This window comes from Variovorax glacialis, from assembly GCF_051216375.1.
In the GTDB taxonomy this organism is placed as follows: domain Bacteria; phylum Pseudomonadota; class Gammaproteobacteria; order Burkholderiales; family Burkholderiaceae_C; genus Variovorax.
Map to the genome: position 1 here is coordinate 396,981 of NZ_JBPJZT010000003.1, position 14,166 is coordinate 411,146.

Genomic DNA, 14,166 nt, shown 5'->3' on the forward strand with positions numbered 1-14,166 from the left:
CTTGGGGGGCCGCGACGCTCAGGCCGCGAACACCTTGTTCCAGTCGCGCTTCATGCTCACGACGTCGATCCCGTACTCGCCGGCCTTGTCGAGCGCCTCGACCAGCGGGCTGATGCGGAAGTCGCGGTCGTACGCGTATTCGCGGTCCGCATCGTCGTGATGCAGCAACAGTGCCAGCCGCGCGCCGCTGCCCGTCTTGACGTAGCGCAGCATCGACAGGTCGCCGTCGGAATTGCCGAACGCAAGGATCGGCCGACGGCCAATGTGCAGGCCGATGTTCTGCGGCTTGACGTCGCGGTCGTCGAAAGTGCCCAGTTCCGAGAGCTTGAAGAGTTCGGCGCGCCCGTCACGCATCTCGAATCGCGTCTTCACGCTGCTGCCGATCACCTGCTCGGGTGGAATGCCGTAGACCTCTTCCGCAAAGGCGCGCATCAGGTCGATGCCGCCGCCGGACACTATGTAGTTCTTGAATTCATGGGCGCGCAGGTAGTCGAGCAGTTCGATCTGCGGCTGGTAGACGCACTGCGTGAAGGGCAGGCCCAGCTTGGGGTGCCGGGCCGAGGCCAGCCAGGCGCGCGCAGCGTCCATGAACTCGCCCTCCGTCAGGCCCGCATGGGTGGCGAACGCGACCTCGAAGGCGCCCTGCTTGCCAAGGCTCATGATGGTCTTGAGGTCGTGCTCGAGGAAGGCCTTGTAGGGCTGGCGGTCCTTCAGGGTCGGATCCTTCGCCGCCAAGGCCTTGAGACGATCGTCGGCGAAGAACAGCTGCGCCTGCATCGGTTGCTCGCACCACAAGGTGCCGTCGTTGTCGAAGGTGGCGATGCGCTGGGCGGGGGGCACGAAATCGGGCCCGCCCTCCTTCGTCACCCGGGCGACGAAGTCGAGCAGGGTCCGCCTGGCCGCTCCGTCGTTCCACGAGGCCAGTGCTGCGTCGGTGGTCATGACGTCCTCCTCGAAGGCAATGCAGCCTTCAGTTGCTTCCGCCAGCCGCGGCCTCGGCCATCTTCGAGAGCGCGTCGTCGATCGTGAAGGTGTTGGGCTTCTGGATCGGCGGGAACTCCTTGAAGGTCGCCGCGAACTGGTCCGCGATGGTGTAGGCGCCGTAGAGGATGTACGCGTGATACAAAAACCACTCGTAGTAGCTGTTCGAAGTCACGTCGGCGCGCTCGAACGGATCGGTTCGAAGGTTGAAGATCTTCGGCAGCCGCAGCGCCACGAAGGGCTCGCCCCAGATCCGCATCGTTCCGGTGACGCGCTGCTCCATGAACACGACCTTCCAGTTGTCGTAGCGGATGCCAAGCACGTCCCCGTCGTCGCTGATGTAGACGAAGAGCTTGCGCGGACTCTCCTTCTCCTTCCCCGTGAGGTAGGGCAGCAGGTTGATGCCGTCGATGTGGTTCTTGTACTTGCGTCCTATCGCGTCGATGCCCTTCTTCGCCTTCTCGACGATGTCGGGTTCGCCGGCCATCGCGAGGAAGGTGGGCAGCCAGTCGTGATGCTGCACGATGCCGTTCGAGACGGTGCCGGCAGCGATCTTGCCGGGCCAGCGCACGACCATCGGGATGCGGAAGGCGCCTTCCCAGTTGCTGTTCTTCTCGCTGCGGAACGGCGTCATCGCGCCGTCGGGCCAGCTGTTCATGTGCGGGCCGTTGTCGGTCGAATACATCACGAAGGTGTCTTCGGTGATGCCCAGTTCGTCGAGGTAGTCGAGCAGCTCGCCCACGTTCTTGTCGTGGTCGATCATCGTGTCGTGGTAGGGCGACTGCCAGCGGCCCGCCTGGCCGAGGCTTTCCTTCTTCGTGTGCGTGAAGAGGTGCATGTGGGTGAAGTTCAGCCACACGAAGAAGGGCTTGCCGTCCTTGTGCTGGCGCCCGATGAAGTCCTTGGCCGCGGCCGCGAACTCGTCGTCGCAGGTCTCCATGCGCTTCGTGGTGAGCGGGCCGGTGTCATCGATCTTCTGCTTGCCGACACGGCCCCAGCGCGGCTCCTCTGTGGGGTCGTCCTTGTCGGTCGCCCAGGAATGGACGACGCCGCGCGGGCCGACCTTCTTCCGGAAATCCGGGAAGTCCTTCTCGGGGTAGTAGTCGTACATCTCGGGCTCTTCCTCGGCATTCAGGTGATACAGGTTGCCGAAGAATTCGTCGAAGCCGTGATTGGTGGGCAACATGGCGTTGCGATCGCCGAGGTGGTTCTTGCCGAACTGGCCAGTCGCGTAGCCCTGGTTCTTGAGCAGCGCAGCGATGGTGAGGATCTCGGTGTTCATGCCGATGGGCGCGCCCGGAATTCCGACCTTCGAAAGCCCCGTGCGGTACACACTCTGCCCGGTGATGAACGACGAGCGCCCGGCGGTGCAGGACTGTTCGCCGTACGAATCGGTGAACTTCATGCCCTCTTTGGCGATGCGGTCGATGTTCGGCGTCCGATAGCCCATCAGGCCGTCCGAGTAGCAGCTCAGGTTCGTGATGCCGATGTCGTCGCCCCAGATCACGAGAATGTTGGGCTGCTTGGCTGCCGCCGGTTTCTTCGATGCCATATCAAGCTCCTTGGTTGGTGCACGGTGGATTCGCCTCATGCACGGCAACGTCGACGCACAGGGGCGAAGACGCGCCCGCATGCGGGCGACGCGTCGAGGCGTACCGCTAGCATGCGCACGCCGAGGCCAAAGCGCACTTGTCCAAAGGTGAAAGGCCGCATGCACCTTGGTGCAAGCGGACGCCGCAAGACCTGTCAGCAGGGAAGGTCTTCGCCGGGGATCAGGCGTCGAGCGTCAGGTGCTGCCCGTGCAGCGCCGCGGCGGCAGGGGATGTCAGGAAGCCGATGGTCTGCGCGGCGACGCCGGTCGACACCCACGAATCAGGATTGGCGTCGGGCATGGCCTGCCGGTTGGCCGGCGTGTCGAGCACGCTCGGCGCGACGCTGTTGACGTTGATGCGGTGCGGCGCCAGTTCGGCCGCCGAGGCCTCGACCAGCCGCTGCAGCGCACTCTTGGACGCGATATAGGCCGACATGGCCGCCGCGCCGCGTGAGGCGGTCTTCGCGGTGACCGCGACCACGCTGCCGGCCTTGCGCTCGATCATCGAGGGCACCAGCGCCTGCGAGACGGCCACGAAGGACCAGGCGTTCAGCGTCATCATCCGGTCCCACGCCTCGCGGCTCAGGGCGTGCACCGGCTCGCCCATCTCGAAGCCGCCCGCGATGTGCACCAGCGCGTCGACCTGCTTGAAGGCCGTGAGGATGCCCTTTGCCGCCTCGGCCATGGCCGGAACGGACGTCACATCGGCCTCGATCAGCAGGTGCTGCGAGTTGTCCAGCCCCGGGAAGGTGCTCGCGAGGTGGTCCATCCGATGGTCGATCAGGGCCACGCGGGCGCCCTGGTCGAGAAAGTGCTGCACGACGGCACGGCCCAGCGCGCCGGCCGCGCCTGTCACAACCACGTGACGGAATGTGTTGGCATCGATCATCAGAGGCTCCTTGTTCGGGCACGGATGGTAACGCCGGCGTCACTCGGAAGGGCCTCTGGCTGGCATGATCGGCGCTTCGTTTTTTGCATCGGAGACTGTCATGAAGGAAGTGGTTGTAGTCAGCGGCGTGCGCACCGCCATCGGAACTTTTGGCGGCGCCCTCAAGGACGTCCCGCCGACCAAGCTCGCGGCGCTCGTCACCCGGGAGGCGCTGGCGCGCGCCAAGGTGGACGGAAAGGACGTGGAGAACGTCGTCTTCGGCCACGTCATCAACACCGAGCCGCGCGACATGTACATGGCGCGCGTGGCCGCCATCGAAGGTGGCTGCGCCCAGGAAACGCCGGCCCTGACCGTCAACCGGCTGTGCGGATCGGGCCTGCAGGCCATCGTGACTGCGGCCCAGAGCATCCAGCTCGGCGACGCCAAGGTCGCGGTGGGCGGCGGCGCCGAGAACATGAGCCGCGCACCCTTCGCGTCGCTCACCGCGCGCTGGGGTGCGCGCATGGGCGACACGAAGATGGTCGACATGATGCTCGGCGCATTGCACGACCCCTTCCAGACCGTCCACATGGGCATCACGGCGGAAAACGTCGCGAAGAAGTGGGGCATCAGCCGCGAGACGCAGGACCAGACCGCGCTCACCAGCCACCAGCGCGCGCAGAAAGCCATCGAGTCCGGCTATTTCAAGTCGCAGATCGTTCCGGTGACGCTGGAAAGCCGCAAGGGCCCGACGCAGTTCGACACCGACGAGCATGTGCGCTTCAACGCGAAGCTCGAGGACATGAGCAAGCTCAAGCCCGCCTTCCTCAAGGAGAACGGCACCGTGACGGCCGGCAATGCCTCCGGCGTGAACGACGGGGCCGCCGCGGTCGTGCTGATGGAGAAGGAAGAAGCCGCCCGCCGCGGCCTCAAGCCGATGGCGCGCGTCGTGGCCTATGCCTTCGCGGGCGTGGATCCGGCGTACATGGGCATCGGGCCGGTCCCGGCGTCGCGCAAGGCGCTGGAGAAGGCCGGCCTGAAGGCCTCCGACATGGATGTGATCGAGGCCAACGAGGCCTTCGCGGCGCAGGCCTGTGCCGTGAGCAAGGACCTGGACCTCGATCCCGCCAAGGTCAACCCCAACGGTTCGGGCATCTCGCTGGGGCACCCAGTGGGTGCGACCGGTGCGTTGATCACCGTCAAGGCCCTGTACGAACTGGAGCGCATCCAGGGCCGCTATGCGCTGGTCACGATGTGCATCGGCGGCGGGCAAGGCATCGCCTGCATTTTTGAACGCGTGTGACAGACTGCCCGGAAGTTGTGGCTATAATCGTGGGATTGCCTGAATCGACACACCAGTCGATCAGGGGCTCTTAGCTCAGTTGGTAGAGCAGCGGACTCTTAATCCGTAGGTCGAGTGTTCGAGTCACTCAGGGCCCACCACTAACACAGCGTACCAACGCTAAAAAGCCTGCTACCGGAAACGGCAGCAGGCTTTTTTCATGGGCGCCGTTCCCGCTTATTCAGCACGGCGCAAAACTCGTTCCGGTTCTTCGTCGTGTCGTACACGGCTTCCAGCGCAAGGTCCGTCAGCCCCATCTCGAAAAGCACCGAGAAGACGGACGCGAAGCGCGCGGGCGTGAACTGCCAGGCGCGGCAGTCGAGGTAGATGCCCTCCCGCTCGGCAGACATGATGCGAAAGCTCCGATGAAAGCAGCCTCGAACCTTCGGCGACCTGCCCTGAAAGCGCGATAGGGATTGTCACCCGTGCGCCAGCAGCATCTTCAGGAAGGTGATGCCGTTGCGCTGCCCTTTGTCCTCGTCGCAGTTGTTGAAGATGATGTGCGTGTTCCGCACCTTGTACGCAATGCGAAGCGCCTCGACGACCAGTTCGCGGATCTCGCCGTCGGGGTAGTCGTAGTCGAAGCGCTCGGCGGCGGATGATGCGCCCTTGATGTTGTAGGTGTCGGTGTTGCGCCCGTGCAGACGCAGCAGCGCGTAATCCGGATGCGTCGTCTCGAGCAGCATCGGCACGCTGTTGGCGAAACCCTGTGGCCCATCGACGATCGTGTGCACGGCCTTCATCTCGCGCACGAAATCGAGCGTCGCGGCGCGGTGGGCCTCGGCGAGCCAGGACTGGTGCCGGAATTCGATGCTGACGGTATGGCCCTCCATCATCTCCACGCAGTGCTCCACCTGCGCGTGGCCCTCGGGATTGCACATCAGCCAGGGCGGGAACTGGAAGTGCACCAGCCCCAGCTTGCCGGCGGTCCTGAGCGGCGACAGCGCCTCGATGAAGCGCCGCCACAACTCGGCGCGGATCTCGGGCGGCGTGCCGCGGTAGTAGAGCGTCTTGGTGGTCCCCAGGGCTTCCTTGATGTCCTTGTGCATCACCTTGGGGTCGGTCTGGTGGCCGGTGAAGAGCCGGAAGGCTTTCACGTTGAAGGTGAAGGTGTCGGGCGTGCGCTCGACCCAGTTGCGCGAGGTCACCGGATCCGGGATCGCGTAGTAGCTCGAATCGACCTCCACCAGCGGAAAGATCGAGGCGTAGTAGCGCAGCCGTGCCTCGGGCGTCTTCGCTTCCTTCGGATAGAAGCGCCCGCAGTCGATCAGCGTCTTGTCAGTCCAGGAGGCGGTGCCGACGAGGATGGCCATGGGCGGATGCTAATGGCGAATGGCGTTCTTCGCGTCGCGGCGATTTGTTACCTGCGGTTCATCGCGCCTGTTGTTCCTAGAATGCCCCACGTCCAACGAATGCATCCGCAGCGCCGAGACCGATGACCGCAAGCCTTCGCCCCGCCGAGCCCTCGCCCGCCGTATTCACCCGCGACGGCGACACGTGGCTCCCCGGCGGCCTCGCCCGCGGCCCGTGGGACCCGCGTGCCCAGCATGGCGGCGCACCGGCTGCGCTGCTGGCGCACATCGCGGAAAGCGCCATGCCCGAGCCCGGCTGGCAGCTGGCGCGGCTGAGCGTCGAGCTGGTGAGGCCGGTGCCCCTCGCGCCGCTGACCGCGCGTCATACGGTGCAGTCCTCGCGTTCGACCACGCGCGTGACCATCGACCTCCTGGCCGGCGACACGCTCGTGGCCCGTGCGCATGCGCTCCTGGTGCGCGCACAGACGCTCGCCCTGCCCGCCGGCCTGCCCGGCTGGTACCCGTCGACGCTGTCGCCGCTGCCGAAGGACTGCAGCGACGAGGTCCGCATCCCCGGCCTGCCCGACGGCGAATATTTCCATCGCATGGCGATCGAATCACGCGTCGCGCATGGCGCCGCGTCCCGGCCCGGCCCGGCCGCGGCGTGGTTCCGGCTCATCGTGCCGGTGGTGCAAGGCGTGCCCACCTCGCCCGCCATGCGCGCCGCCGCGGCGGCTGATTTCGGCAACGGGCTGAGCTGGATCCTCCCGGTCGAGCGCTTCCTGTTCGCCAATGCCGACCTCAGCGTGCACCTGCATCGCCCGCCGGCCGGCGAATGGGTCGGGCTCGCCTCCGAGACGCAAGCCGATGCGGGCGGCGCGGGCACGACGCTGTCTCGCCTCTACGACGAGCAAGGCCCGATCGGCGTTGCCGTCCAGACGCTGGTGCTGCGCGAGCGCGGCGCTTCTTAGGTAGTTCCAGAAAGGTGGTCATCCATGGACTTGAAACTCAAGGGTAAGTTGGCACTGGTCTCCGGCAGCACCGCGGGCATCGGTCATGCCATCGCGGCGGCGCTGGCCGGCGAAGGCGCACGTGTGATCGTCAACGGGCGGGCGCAGTCCTCCGTCGACGAGGCCGTGGCAGGCATCAAGGCCGCGGAAGGCGGCGAGGTGCTGGGCTTCGCGGGCGACCTGAGCACGCCCGATGCCGCCGAGGCGCTCGCGGCGAAGTTCCCGGGCATCGAGATCCTCGTCAACAACCTCGGCATCTTCGAACCCAAGCCCTTCGAGGAGATCCCAGACGAGGACTGGAAGCGCTTCTTCGACGTGAACGTGCTGAGCGGCGTGCGGCTCGCGCGCCTGTGCCTGCCGGCGATGAAGCGCGCGAACTGGGGCCGCATCATCTTCATCTCGAGCGAAAGCGCCCTGCAGATACCGGCGGAGATGATCCACTACGGCATGACCAAGACCGCGCAGATCGCCGTGGCGCGGGGCCTGGCGGAATCGCTGGCGGGTACCGGCATCACCGTCAACAGCGTGCTGCCGGGTCCGACCCGCTCCCGCGGCGTCGGCGAGTTCGTCGACACCCTCGCCAAGGCCGACGGCAAGACCTTCGAGGCCTTCGAGAAAGAGTTCTTCGAGAAGGTGCGGCCCACCTCGCTCATCAAGCGCTTCGAGGCGCCGGAGGAGATCGCCACGATGGTCGCCTACATCGCCAGTCCGCTGTCGTCGGGAACGACGGGCGCGGCGCTGCGGGTCGACGGCGGCTGCACCAAGAGCGCCTTCTGACGCGCTGAAAGCCCCGGTGTCACGCGCGCTGCTTCAGCGCCAGCACCGACAGCCCCGACGCGATGAAGGTCAGGCCCGCACCGACGTTCAGGCCGGTGCCGAAGCGCGGATGCCGCTGAAGCCACGCGGACAACTGTGACGCCATGCCGCCCAGGATGCTGAAGATGATCGCCGTCATCACCGCGAAGATGGCGCCGTAGACCAGCATCTGCATCGTCACGGACCCGCGCCCCGCACTCACGAACTGGGGCAGGAACGCGAGCACGAAAAGCCCCGGTTTGGGATTGAGCACGTTGGACAACAGGCCGGTGAGGAACACCTTGCGCAAGGGCTGGAGCGCGCTCGGCTGGAAGGAGATCAGATCCCTGGACGAGAGCGCCCTGTAGCCCAGCCACAGCAGGTAGAGCCCGCCGGCCGCCTTCACCACCCAGAACGCCACGGGCGATGCCTGGATGACCAGCGACAGCCCGAGTGCCGCGGCAACGGTATGGAACATGATGCCGAGCCCGGCCCCGGCGGACGAGAGGCACGCGGCGGCCCGTCCCTGGCTCAAGCCGCGGCTGATGGCAAGGATGTTGTCCGGACCGGGGGCCAGGACCACAACGAGGCACGCCGCGAGATAGGTGAGGAGGATGTCGAGCGGGAACATGGGCCGATTGTCCCGCGAAAGCCCTCCGGGGCAGGGACTACTTCCGGCCCAGCGCCGCCACCACCGCGTCCCCCATTTCCTCCGTCCCCACCCGCGTGCAACCGGACTGAAAGATGTCCCCGGTGCGCAAGCCGTCGGCGAGCACCCGCCGCACCGCGCTTTCCACGCGCTCCGCATGGGCGGGTTGCGCGAACGAGTAGCGCAGCCGCCGACTTCGACCGCGACGACGTCGACGTCAGCATCCATTCCGAGCCGCGTCCGCCCACCGGCGCGGGCTTCCGGTTGCTGTTCCGCGAAACGCTGCTGCCTGTCTGCGCGCCCGGCCTGCTGCAGCGCGAGCCGCCGCTGCGCGAGCCTGCGGACCTGGCGCAGCATGCGCTCCTGTGTTCGCTGAACCGCCCGCAGGACTGGCCAACCTGGCTGGCTGCGGCAGGGACCAAGGGCATCGACGGCAATCGCGGCCTGAAGTTCGAGAACGCGGCCATGGCCTACCAGGCGGCTGGCGAAGAACTGGGCGTGATGGTGGCGCTGCTGGCTTTCGTGCGCGACGACCTCGCCAGCGGCCGGCTGGTGGCGCCCTTCCATCTGCGCGTGCCGACCGACGGCGGCTACTTCATGGCGTGGCGTGCGGACCGTCCCGTGCCCCAGCGGGTGCTCGATTTCGAAGCATGGCTCGCGGCCGAGGCCGACTCGGCCGAAGACCAGCGTGGCTGCTGCGCCGCGCCTCTAGAGATCCGCAAGGATGCCGGTCGACGTCGCTTCCGCCGCCAGCTTGCCGTCGGCGTTGTAGAGCGCACCTTCGAGAAACGCCACGCGCTTGCCGCGCCGGATGACCCGCCCCTCGACCCATCCCTCGCCGGGACCGACCTTCTCGTAGAAGCTGACCTTGATCTCGAGGCTGAACACCGTCTGCGCGTGCCCGGTGTCGTGGATCACCGCGTGCGCCATCGCCGCGTCGAGCCAGGCCGTGATGAAGCCGCCCTGTGCGATCGTGCCATTCGTGTGGCAGTACTCGCGCCGAACCGTGAAGGCCGCCTTCAGGGCCTTCCGCTCGGGATCCCAGCCGGTCACGTGGAAATTGCCCATCGATTCGCTCAGGGCCTGGCCCGAGCGGATTCGAGCGTCGAGATCGTCGTTCATCGGTGGGATTGTCGTCGCATCCAATCGGTCAGCGGGCTTGCTGCTCGCGCCCGCGGATCCGCGCCCAGAGCGCCCGCAGCCTTCGGGCGCGGTCCTCGAACACGTACGAGCCAGCCAGCGCCAGCAGCCCCGAGATGACCCCGGTGACCACGGCCTCCAGATGCGGGATGCCGTAGTGGCCCGGATGCGAAAAGGTGTCGCCGATCATCGTGAGGAGGCCGACGATCAACGCATTGCCGTAGCGATTGGCGAACAGCTTGCTGGCAGGCGTGAAGGTCAGGAGCACCGCGAGGATGCCGGTGAACAGGCCCGTCTGCAGAGCGAGCGCCCAGTGAGGGGCGCTCAGCAGGTCCCCGAGGCTTCCCGGCATGCAGGTCATGCAGGCGCTGGTCGGCTGCCAGAAACGCTGGACGAACAGGATGAAGCGACGCTTCCATGGATTCGGCATCTGCGGACCCCGTCAATGCACCGGCCGCCATCCTCGCACATCGACACCCATCACATCAGAAACTCCTCGGCAGCCCGAGCATGTGCTCGGCAACGTAGCTCAGGATCAGGTTGGTCGAGATCGGCGCCACCTGGTAGAGCCGCGTCTCGCGGAACTTGCGCTCCACGTCGTACTCGGCCGCGAAGCCGAAGCCGCCATGGAACTGCAGGCAGGCGTTGGCCGCTTCCCACGAGGCCTTGGCCGCGAGGTACTTCGCCATGTTGGCCTGCGCGCCGCAGGGCTCGTGCGCGTCGAAGCGGCGGCAGGCCTCGTAGCGCATGAGGTCGGCCGCCTCGATCTCGATGAAGGCCTCGGCAATGGGGAACTGCACGCCCTGGTTCTGCCCGATCGGACGACCGAACACCACGCGCTCCTTGGTGTACGCCGTGACCTTGTCGATGAACCAGTAGCCGTCGCCGATGCACTCCGCGGCGATCAGCGTGCGCTCGGCGTTCAGTCCGTCGAGGATGTACCTGAAGCCCTGCCCTTCCTCGCCGATGAGGTTCTCGGCCGGAATCTCGAGGTTCTCGAAGAACAGCTCGTTGGTCTCGTGGTTGACCATGTTCAGGATGGGCCGCACGGTCAGGCCCTTGCCGATGGCCTCGCGCAGGTCGACGATGAAGATCGACATGCCCTCGGACTTCTTCTTCACGTCGGCCAGCGCCGTGGTGCGTGCCAGCAGGATCATCAGGTCGGAGTGCTGGATGCGCGAGATCCACACCTTCTGGCCGTTGATGACGTAGCGGTCACCCTTCTTCACCGCCATCGTCTTGATCCTGGTGGTGTCGGTGCCGGTGGAAGGCTCTGTCACGCCCATCGATTGCAATCGCAAATCGCCGCTGGCGATCTTCGGCAGATACTGCTGCTTCTGCGCTTCGGAGCCATGGCGCAGCAGCGTGCCCATGTTGTACATCTGGCCGTGGCAGGCACCGGAGTTGCCGCCGGCGCGGTTGATCTCTTCCATGATCACCGAGGCCTCGGTCAGGCCCAGGCCCGAGCCGCCATAGGCCTGCGGAATCAGCGCGGCCATCCAGCCGGCCCTGGTTAACGCATCGACGAACTCGGCCGGATAGGCGCGTGCCTCGTCGGCCTTGCGGAAGTATTCGTTAGGAAACTGCGCGCACAGGTCGCGCACCGCATCGCGGATGTCCTGGTGACGGGGGTTGGGATCGCTCATGGCTTTAGGCTCGCAGGGGACAGACGCTTCATTCGAATCTGGCACTGGCCTGCATCAACAGGGCGCCCTGTGCATCCTCGGCCCAGCGTGACGGCGCCGTCGAACTGCGGCGCATGGCCGCACACGCGCAGCAATTTGCCACAGGTCAGCGGCCGGACGGCCCTGAAGCTGTACGAGCGCACCGCGAGCCCGTGGTTGTGCTGCTGCGCTGCTTCGAGCAGCAGCGTGGCGATCAGCGGGCCGTGCACGACGAGGTCGTCGTAGCCCTCGACCTGCGTGACGTAGGGATAGTCGTAGTGGATGCGGTGGCTGTTGAAAGTCAACGCCGAATAGCGGAACAGCAGCGTCGCATCGGGCCGGTGCTCGACCGACCAGGTCGCATCGGCCGGCGGGGTCTGCGGTGGCGCGGACTCACCCGGCTTCGGTGCCTCGCGGTAGACGATGTCATGGAACTCGCGCAGCAGCAGCGTGCCGCCGGCATGGACCTCGTGCGCCACCTTCACGAACACCAATGCACCGCCCTTGCCCTGCTTGAGGTTGACATCGGCCACGCGCGATGTCCTGGTCGCCGGGGTCGCGAGCCGCAGCGGCGTCATGAACTCGAACTGGCTGCTCGCCCACATGCGCCGCGGCAAAGGCACCGGCGGGAGAAATCCGCCGCGCGCGGGATGCCCGTCAGGGCCGAGCCCGTTCTGCGGCGCGACCGGCAGGAAGAAGCACCAGTGCCACAGCGGCGGCAGGACTTCGCCGGGCTGCCATTCGCGTTCGTCGTTTCGCACGGTGGCGGCCATTGCGCTGGCCGTCCACGGAGATAGCGGATCGTCGCGCGTCTCGGTCTGGTCGATCCAGCTGCGCAGGTGTTCGAGGTCCAGGGCTTCGGTCATCTATGCTCCTTCGATCCGTCTGAATCTATCCCTTTGCCGGCGCCGCTGCTCGATGCTGCCGAACCCTTTCTCGGCAAAAGACGGCGGTTGACTCTGATGTCGATCAGATCGATTTGGAGTACCGTCGCGCCTTGCACACGTATCCAGGTCTCGCCCCGTCTGCAAAGGAGGCATGCATGGTCACGAATCCACAGTCCGGCACCAACGTCCAGGAAATCGCCGCAGGCATATTCCGCATCAATACGCCGATGCCGCTGCCCGACGGCAACCTGTTCAGCTTCAATCAGTATCTGGTGGTGGACGACGAGCCGCTGTTGTTCCACTCGGGGCCGCGCCAGCTCTTCCCGCTGGTCAGCGAGGCCATCGCCAGCGTGATGCCCGTCGATCGCCTCCGGTATATCGGGTTGTCCCATGTCGAGGCCGACGAGTGCGGTGCGATGAACCTGTTACTCGCCGCGGCGCCGCAAGCCGTGCCGCTGTGCGGGAGCATCGCGGCCATGGTCTCGATGGGCGACCTCGCGGACCGTCCGCCGCGCGCGCTGGCAGATGGCGAAGAACTCGCGCTCGGCAGCCACACGATGCGCTGGTTCGATACGCCGCACCTTCCCCATGGCTGGGAATGCGGCCTGATGATGGACACGGGCACGCGCACATTCTTCTGCGGCGACCTCTTCACCCAGCCCGGCAACAGCGAGAAGGCGCTCACCGACGCCGACATCCTGGGGCCGAGCGAGGCCTTTCGACACCAGATGGACTACTACGCGCATGCACCGCGCACGGCCGAACTTCTGGCCGAGCTGGCGCAGCAGGCGCCCCGCACATTCGCATGCATGCACGGAAGCGCCTGGCAAGGCGACGGCGCATCCTTGTTGCGCCAGCTCTCGGAGGCGCTGGCGGAGACGCGTTGAGTCGAGCGCTTCAGGCGATGTCGACGACCACTTTGCCCACCGCTTGACCGCTCGTCACGCGGGCGTGCGCGTCGCCCGCTTGGCCGAGCGTGAATCTCTGGGTGTCCACGAGAGGGCGAAGTTGACTCGCATCGACCAGTCTGGCGACCTGGGCCAGGATTTCTCCGTGGTGGGCGCGGCCCTTGCCACTGAGCATCGGCATCAGCGTGAAAACGCCTGAATAAGTTGCCCCGCGAAAAGACAGCGGCGCCAGCGAATGGGTACCCCACCCCAGGGCGCTCACGACGTGGCCGGTGTACGGACGCACGGAAACGAAGGACGCATCGAGCGTAGCGCCGCCCACGGTGTCGTACACCACGTCGAATCCCTCGCCCTCCGTGTGCGCCTGCACATAGTCGGCAGGCGTCGACGCCGTGTAGTCGATGGGCGTGGCGCCAAACGAACGGACGACATCGAACTGCGAGGGCTTCGCCGTCGCGTAGACGTCGGCGCCCGCTGCGCGCGCAATCTGAATGGCCACGTGCCCGACGCCGCCCGCTCCGCCATGAACGAGGACCTTGTGACCGGCACCGGTGCGAGCGCGGTCCATCAAGCCTTCCCAGGCGGTGATGGAGACCAGCGGGAGTGCGGCGGCGTCCCGGAAGGACTGGCTCTTCGGCTTGTGCGCGAGCAGGTCCGCGTCGACCGCGGCGTACGTCGCCAGGGTCCCTTGCAGGCCGCCCACGCCGCCGACGAGACCGTAGACCTCATCGCCGACCTGAAAGCGCGCGACTCCCGCGCCGACCCCGACGACGACCCCAGCCAAGTCCATCCCGAGAACCGCCGGCAGCGAATGCCTGGCATGTGCTGCCATCCCGGCGCGGATCTTGGTGTCGAGCGGATTGACGCCGCTGGCGTGGATGCGCACCAGGACATGCCCTGGACGGACATCCGGAACGGGACGGTCGACGATCTCGAAGGGGCCGTTGGTCTCGCGAACAACGGCGGCCTGCATGGTGGCGGGAACGACTGGGTCTGGCATGGGAAAGTCCTTTTTGAGATGAATTGAATCCAGGCCTCC

At 66.3% G+C, this 14,166-nt stretch carries 15 protein-coding genes, 1 tRNA gene and 2 pseudogenes; 6 read left to right on the plus strand and 12 right to left on the minus strand.

The features are described 5' to 3' along the window. Positions 1-18 precede the first annotated feature (18 nt). The 3 genes from ACSFBL_RS10540 to ACSFBL_RS10550 form a co-directional block, all read right to left on the minus strand. Entirely contained in the window at positions 19-942 is a 924-nt protein-coding gene (locus ACSFBL_RS10540) for an HAD family hydrolase (protein ID WP_435515711.1), read from the minus strand. Between the two features lie 28 nt (positions 943-970). Then, positions 971-2,533, minus strand: a complete 1,563-nt coding sequence (locus ACSFBL_RS10545) for an arylsulfatase (RefSeq protein WP_435515712.1) — start codon at positions 2,531-2,533, stop codon at positions 971-973. A 220-nt stretch (positions 2,534-2,753) separates the two neighbouring features. Continuing rightward, the gene (locus ACSFBL_RS10550; protein ID WP_435515713.1) at positions 2,754-3,461 is read right to left on the minus strand and encodes an SDR family NAD(P)-dependent oxidoreductase; all 708 of its coding nucleotides are present in this window, start codon (positions 3,459-3,461) and stop codon (positions 2,754-2,756) included. A gap of 100 nt (positions 3,462-3,561) precedes the next feature. On the opposite strand from ACSFBL_RS10550, the gene bktB reads away from it, so the two are divergent. Continuing rightward, positions 3,562-4,743: a beta-ketothiolase BktB gene (gene bktB, locus ACSFBL_RS10555; protein ID WP_435515714.1), complete on the plus strand. Its 1,182-nt coding sequence runs from the start codon at positions 3,562-3,564 to the stop codon at positions 4,741-4,743. 64 nt (positions 4,744-4,807) lie between these two features. Beyond that, a tRNA-Lys gene (locus ACSFBL_RS10560) sits at positions 4,808-4,883 on the plus strand. Positions 4,884-4,940: 57 nt separating this feature from the next. On the opposite strand, the gene ACSFBL_RS10565 is transcribed toward ACSFBL_RS10560, so the two are convergent. Further along, positions 4,941-5,132 carry a hypothetical protein gene (locus ACSFBL_RS10565; RefSeq protein WP_435515715.1) on the minus strand — a complete coding sequence of 64 codons (192 nt, stop codon included), beginning with the start codon at positions 5,130-5,132 and terminating at the stop codon, positions 4,941-4,943. A 69-nt stretch (positions 5,133-5,201) separates the two neighbouring features. Beyond that, positions 5,202-6,095 (minus strand): DUF72 domain-containing protein, encoded by an 894-nt coding sequence (locus ACSFBL_RS10570; RefSeq protein ID WP_435515716.1) that lies wholly within the window; start codon positions 6,093-6,095, stop codon positions 5,202-5,204. Between the two features lie 122 nt (positions 6,096-6,217). Between ACSFBL_RS10570 and ACSFBL_RS10575 the strand changes: the two genes are divergently transcribed. Beyond that, a complete protein-coding gene (locus tag ACSFBL_RS10575) occupies positions 6,218-7,045 on the plus strand; it encodes a thioesterase family protein (RefSeq protein ID WP_435515717.1) in 828 nt (275 codons plus the stop codon). A 24-nt stretch (positions 7,046-7,069) separates the two neighbouring features. After that, positions 7,070-7,861: an SDR family NAD(P)-dependent oxidoreductase gene (locus tag ACSFBL_RS10580; RefSeq protein WP_435515718.1), complete on the plus strand. Its 792-nt coding sequence runs from the start codon at positions 7,070-7,072 to the stop codon at positions 7,859-7,861. A 19-nt stretch (positions 7,862-7,880) separates the two neighbouring features. Here ACSFBL_RS10580 and ACSFBL_RS10585 read toward each other — a convergent pair whose 3' ends face one another. Together ACSFBL_RS10585 and ACSFBL_RS10590 are read right to left on the minus strand one after the other, a co-directional pair. Next, positions 7,881-8,510, minus strand: a complete 630-nt coding sequence (locus ACSFBL_RS10585) for a LysE family translocator (protein ID WP_435515719.1) — start codon at positions 8,508-8,510, stop codon at positions 7,881-7,883. Between the two features lie 37 nt (positions 8,511-8,547). Further along, positions 8,548-8,715: pseudogene (locus tag ACSFBL_RS10590) on the minus strand (isocitrate/isopropylmalate family dehydrogenase); the annotation flags it as partial. Positions 8,716-8,732: 17 nt separating this feature from the next. Between ACSFBL_RS10590 and ACSFBL_RS10595 the strand changes: the two are divergent. Then, a pseudogene (locus tag ACSFBL_RS10595) lies at positions 8,733-9,182 on the plus strand (LysR substrate-binding domain-containing protein); the annotation flags it as partial. Between the two features lie 54 nt (positions 9,183-9,236). Here ACSFBL_RS10595 and ACSFBL_RS10600 read toward each other — a convergent pair. The 4 genes from ACSFBL_RS10600 to ACSFBL_RS10615 are packed head-to-tail and all read right to left on the minus strand — an operon-like array spanning position 9,237 to position 12,198. Further along, entirely contained in the window at positions 9,237-9,650 is a 414-nt protein-coding gene (locus ACSFBL_RS10600; RefSeq protein WP_435515720.1) for a PaaI family thioesterase, read from the minus strand. 28 nt (positions 9,651-9,678) lie between these two features. Then, the gene (locus ACSFBL_RS10605; RefSeq protein ID WP_435515721.1) at positions 9,679-10,098 is read right to left on the minus strand and encodes a hypothetical protein; all 420 of its coding nucleotides are present in this window, start codon (positions 10,096-10,098) and stop codon (positions 9,679-9,681) included. A 55-nt stretch (positions 10,099-10,153) separates the two neighbouring features. After that, positions 10,154-11,314, minus strand: a complete 1,161-nt coding sequence (locus ACSFBL_RS10610; RefSeq protein WP_435515722.1) for an acyl-CoA dehydrogenase family protein — start codon at positions 11,312-11,314, stop codon at positions 10,154-10,156. Beyond that, on the minus strand, positions 11,311-12,198 hold the full coding sequence (locus ACSFBL_RS10615) for an HTD2 family dehydratase (protein WP_435515723.1): 888 nt from the start codon (positions 12,196-12,198) through the stop codon (positions 11,311-11,313). Before ACSFBL_RS10615 ends, ACSFBL_RS10610 begins: the two co-directional genes overlap by 4 nt. Before the next feature lie 176 nt (positions 12,199-12,374). Here ACSFBL_RS10615 and ACSFBL_RS10620 point away from each other — a divergent pair, with 176 nt between their 5' ends. Next, positions 12,375-13,106 carry an oxygen-binding di-iron domain-containing protein gene (locus ACSFBL_RS10620; protein WP_435515724.1) on the plus strand — a complete coding sequence of 244 codons (732 nt, stop codon included), beginning with the start codon at positions 12,375-12,377 and terminating at the stop codon, positions 13,104-13,106. 10 nt (positions 13,107-13,116) lie between these two features. Here ACSFBL_RS10620 and ACSFBL_RS10625 read toward each other — a convergent pair whose 3' ends face one another. Beyond that, positions 13,117-14,127, minus strand: a complete 1,011-nt coding sequence (locus ACSFBL_RS10625) for a zinc-dependent alcohol dehydrogenase family protein (protein WP_435515725.1) — start codon at positions 14,125-14,127, stop codon at positions 13,117-13,119. Between the last annotated feature and the right edge of the window lie 39 nt (positions 14,128-14,166).

Excerpts from the sequence above, each read along its gene's own strand:
- ACSFBL_RS10540 (WP_435515711.1), bottom strand. The coding sequence starts at position 942 with ATGACCACCGACGCAGCACTGGCCTCGTGGAACGACGGAGCGGCCAGG.
- ACSFBL_RS10545 (WP_435515712.1), bottom strand. The coding sequence starts at position 2,533 with ATGGCATCGAAGAAACCGGCGGCAGCCAAGCAGCCCAACATTCTCGTG.
- ACSFBL_RS10550 (WP_435515713.1), bottom strand. The coding sequence starts at position 3,461 with ATGATCGATGCCAACACATTCCGTCACGTGGTTGTGACAGGCGCGGCC.
- bktB (WP_435515714.1), top strand. The coding sequence starts at position 3,562 with ATGAAGGAAGTGGTTGTAGTCAGCGGCGTGCGCACCGCCATCGGAACT.
- ACSFBL_RS10565 (WP_435515715.1), bottom strand. The coding sequence starts at position 5,132 with ATGTCTGCCGAGCGGGAGGGCATCTACCTCGACTGCCGCGCCTGGCAG.
- ACSFBL_RS10570 (WP_435515716.1), bottom strand. The coding sequence starts at position 6,095 with ATGGCCATCCTCGTCGGCACCGCCTCCTGGACTGACAAGACGCTGATC.
- ACSFBL_RS10575 (WP_435515717.1), top strand. The coding sequence starts at position 6,218 with ATGACCGCAAGCCTTCGCCCCGCCGAGCCCTCGCCCGCCGTATTCACC.
- ACSFBL_RS10580 (WP_435515718.1), top strand. The coding sequence starts at position 7,070 with ATGGACTTGAAACTCAAGGGTAAGTTGGCACTGGTCTCCGGCAGCACC.
- ACSFBL_RS10585 (WP_435515719.1), bottom strand. The coding sequence starts at position 8,510 with ATGTTCCCGCTCGACATCCTCCTCACCTATCTCGCGGCGTGCCTCGTT.
- ACSFBL_RS10600 (WP_435515720.1), bottom strand. The coding sequence starts at position 9,650 with ATGAACGACGATCTCGACGCTCGAATCCGCTCGGGCCAGGCCCTGAGC.
- ACSFBL_RS10605 (WP_435515721.1), bottom strand. The coding sequence starts at position 10,098 with ATGCCGAATCCATGGAAGCGTCGCTTCATCCTGTTCGTCCAGCGTTTC.
- ACSFBL_RS10610 (WP_435515722.1), bottom strand. The coding sequence starts at position 11,314 with ATGAGCGATCCCAACCCCCGTCACCAGGACATCCGCGATGCGGTGCGC.
- ACSFBL_RS10615 (WP_435515723.1), bottom strand. The coding sequence starts at position 12,198 with ATGACCGAAGCCCTGGACCTCGAACACCTGCGCAGCTGGATCGACCAG.
- ACSFBL_RS10620 (WP_435515724.1), top strand. The coding sequence starts at position 12,375 with ATGGTCACGAATCCACAGTCCGGCACCAACGTCCAGGAAATCGCCGCA.
- ACSFBL_RS10625 (WP_435515725.1), bottom strand. The coding sequence starts at position 14,127 with ATGCCAGACCCAGTCGTTCCCGCCACCATGCAGGCCGCCGTTGTTCGC.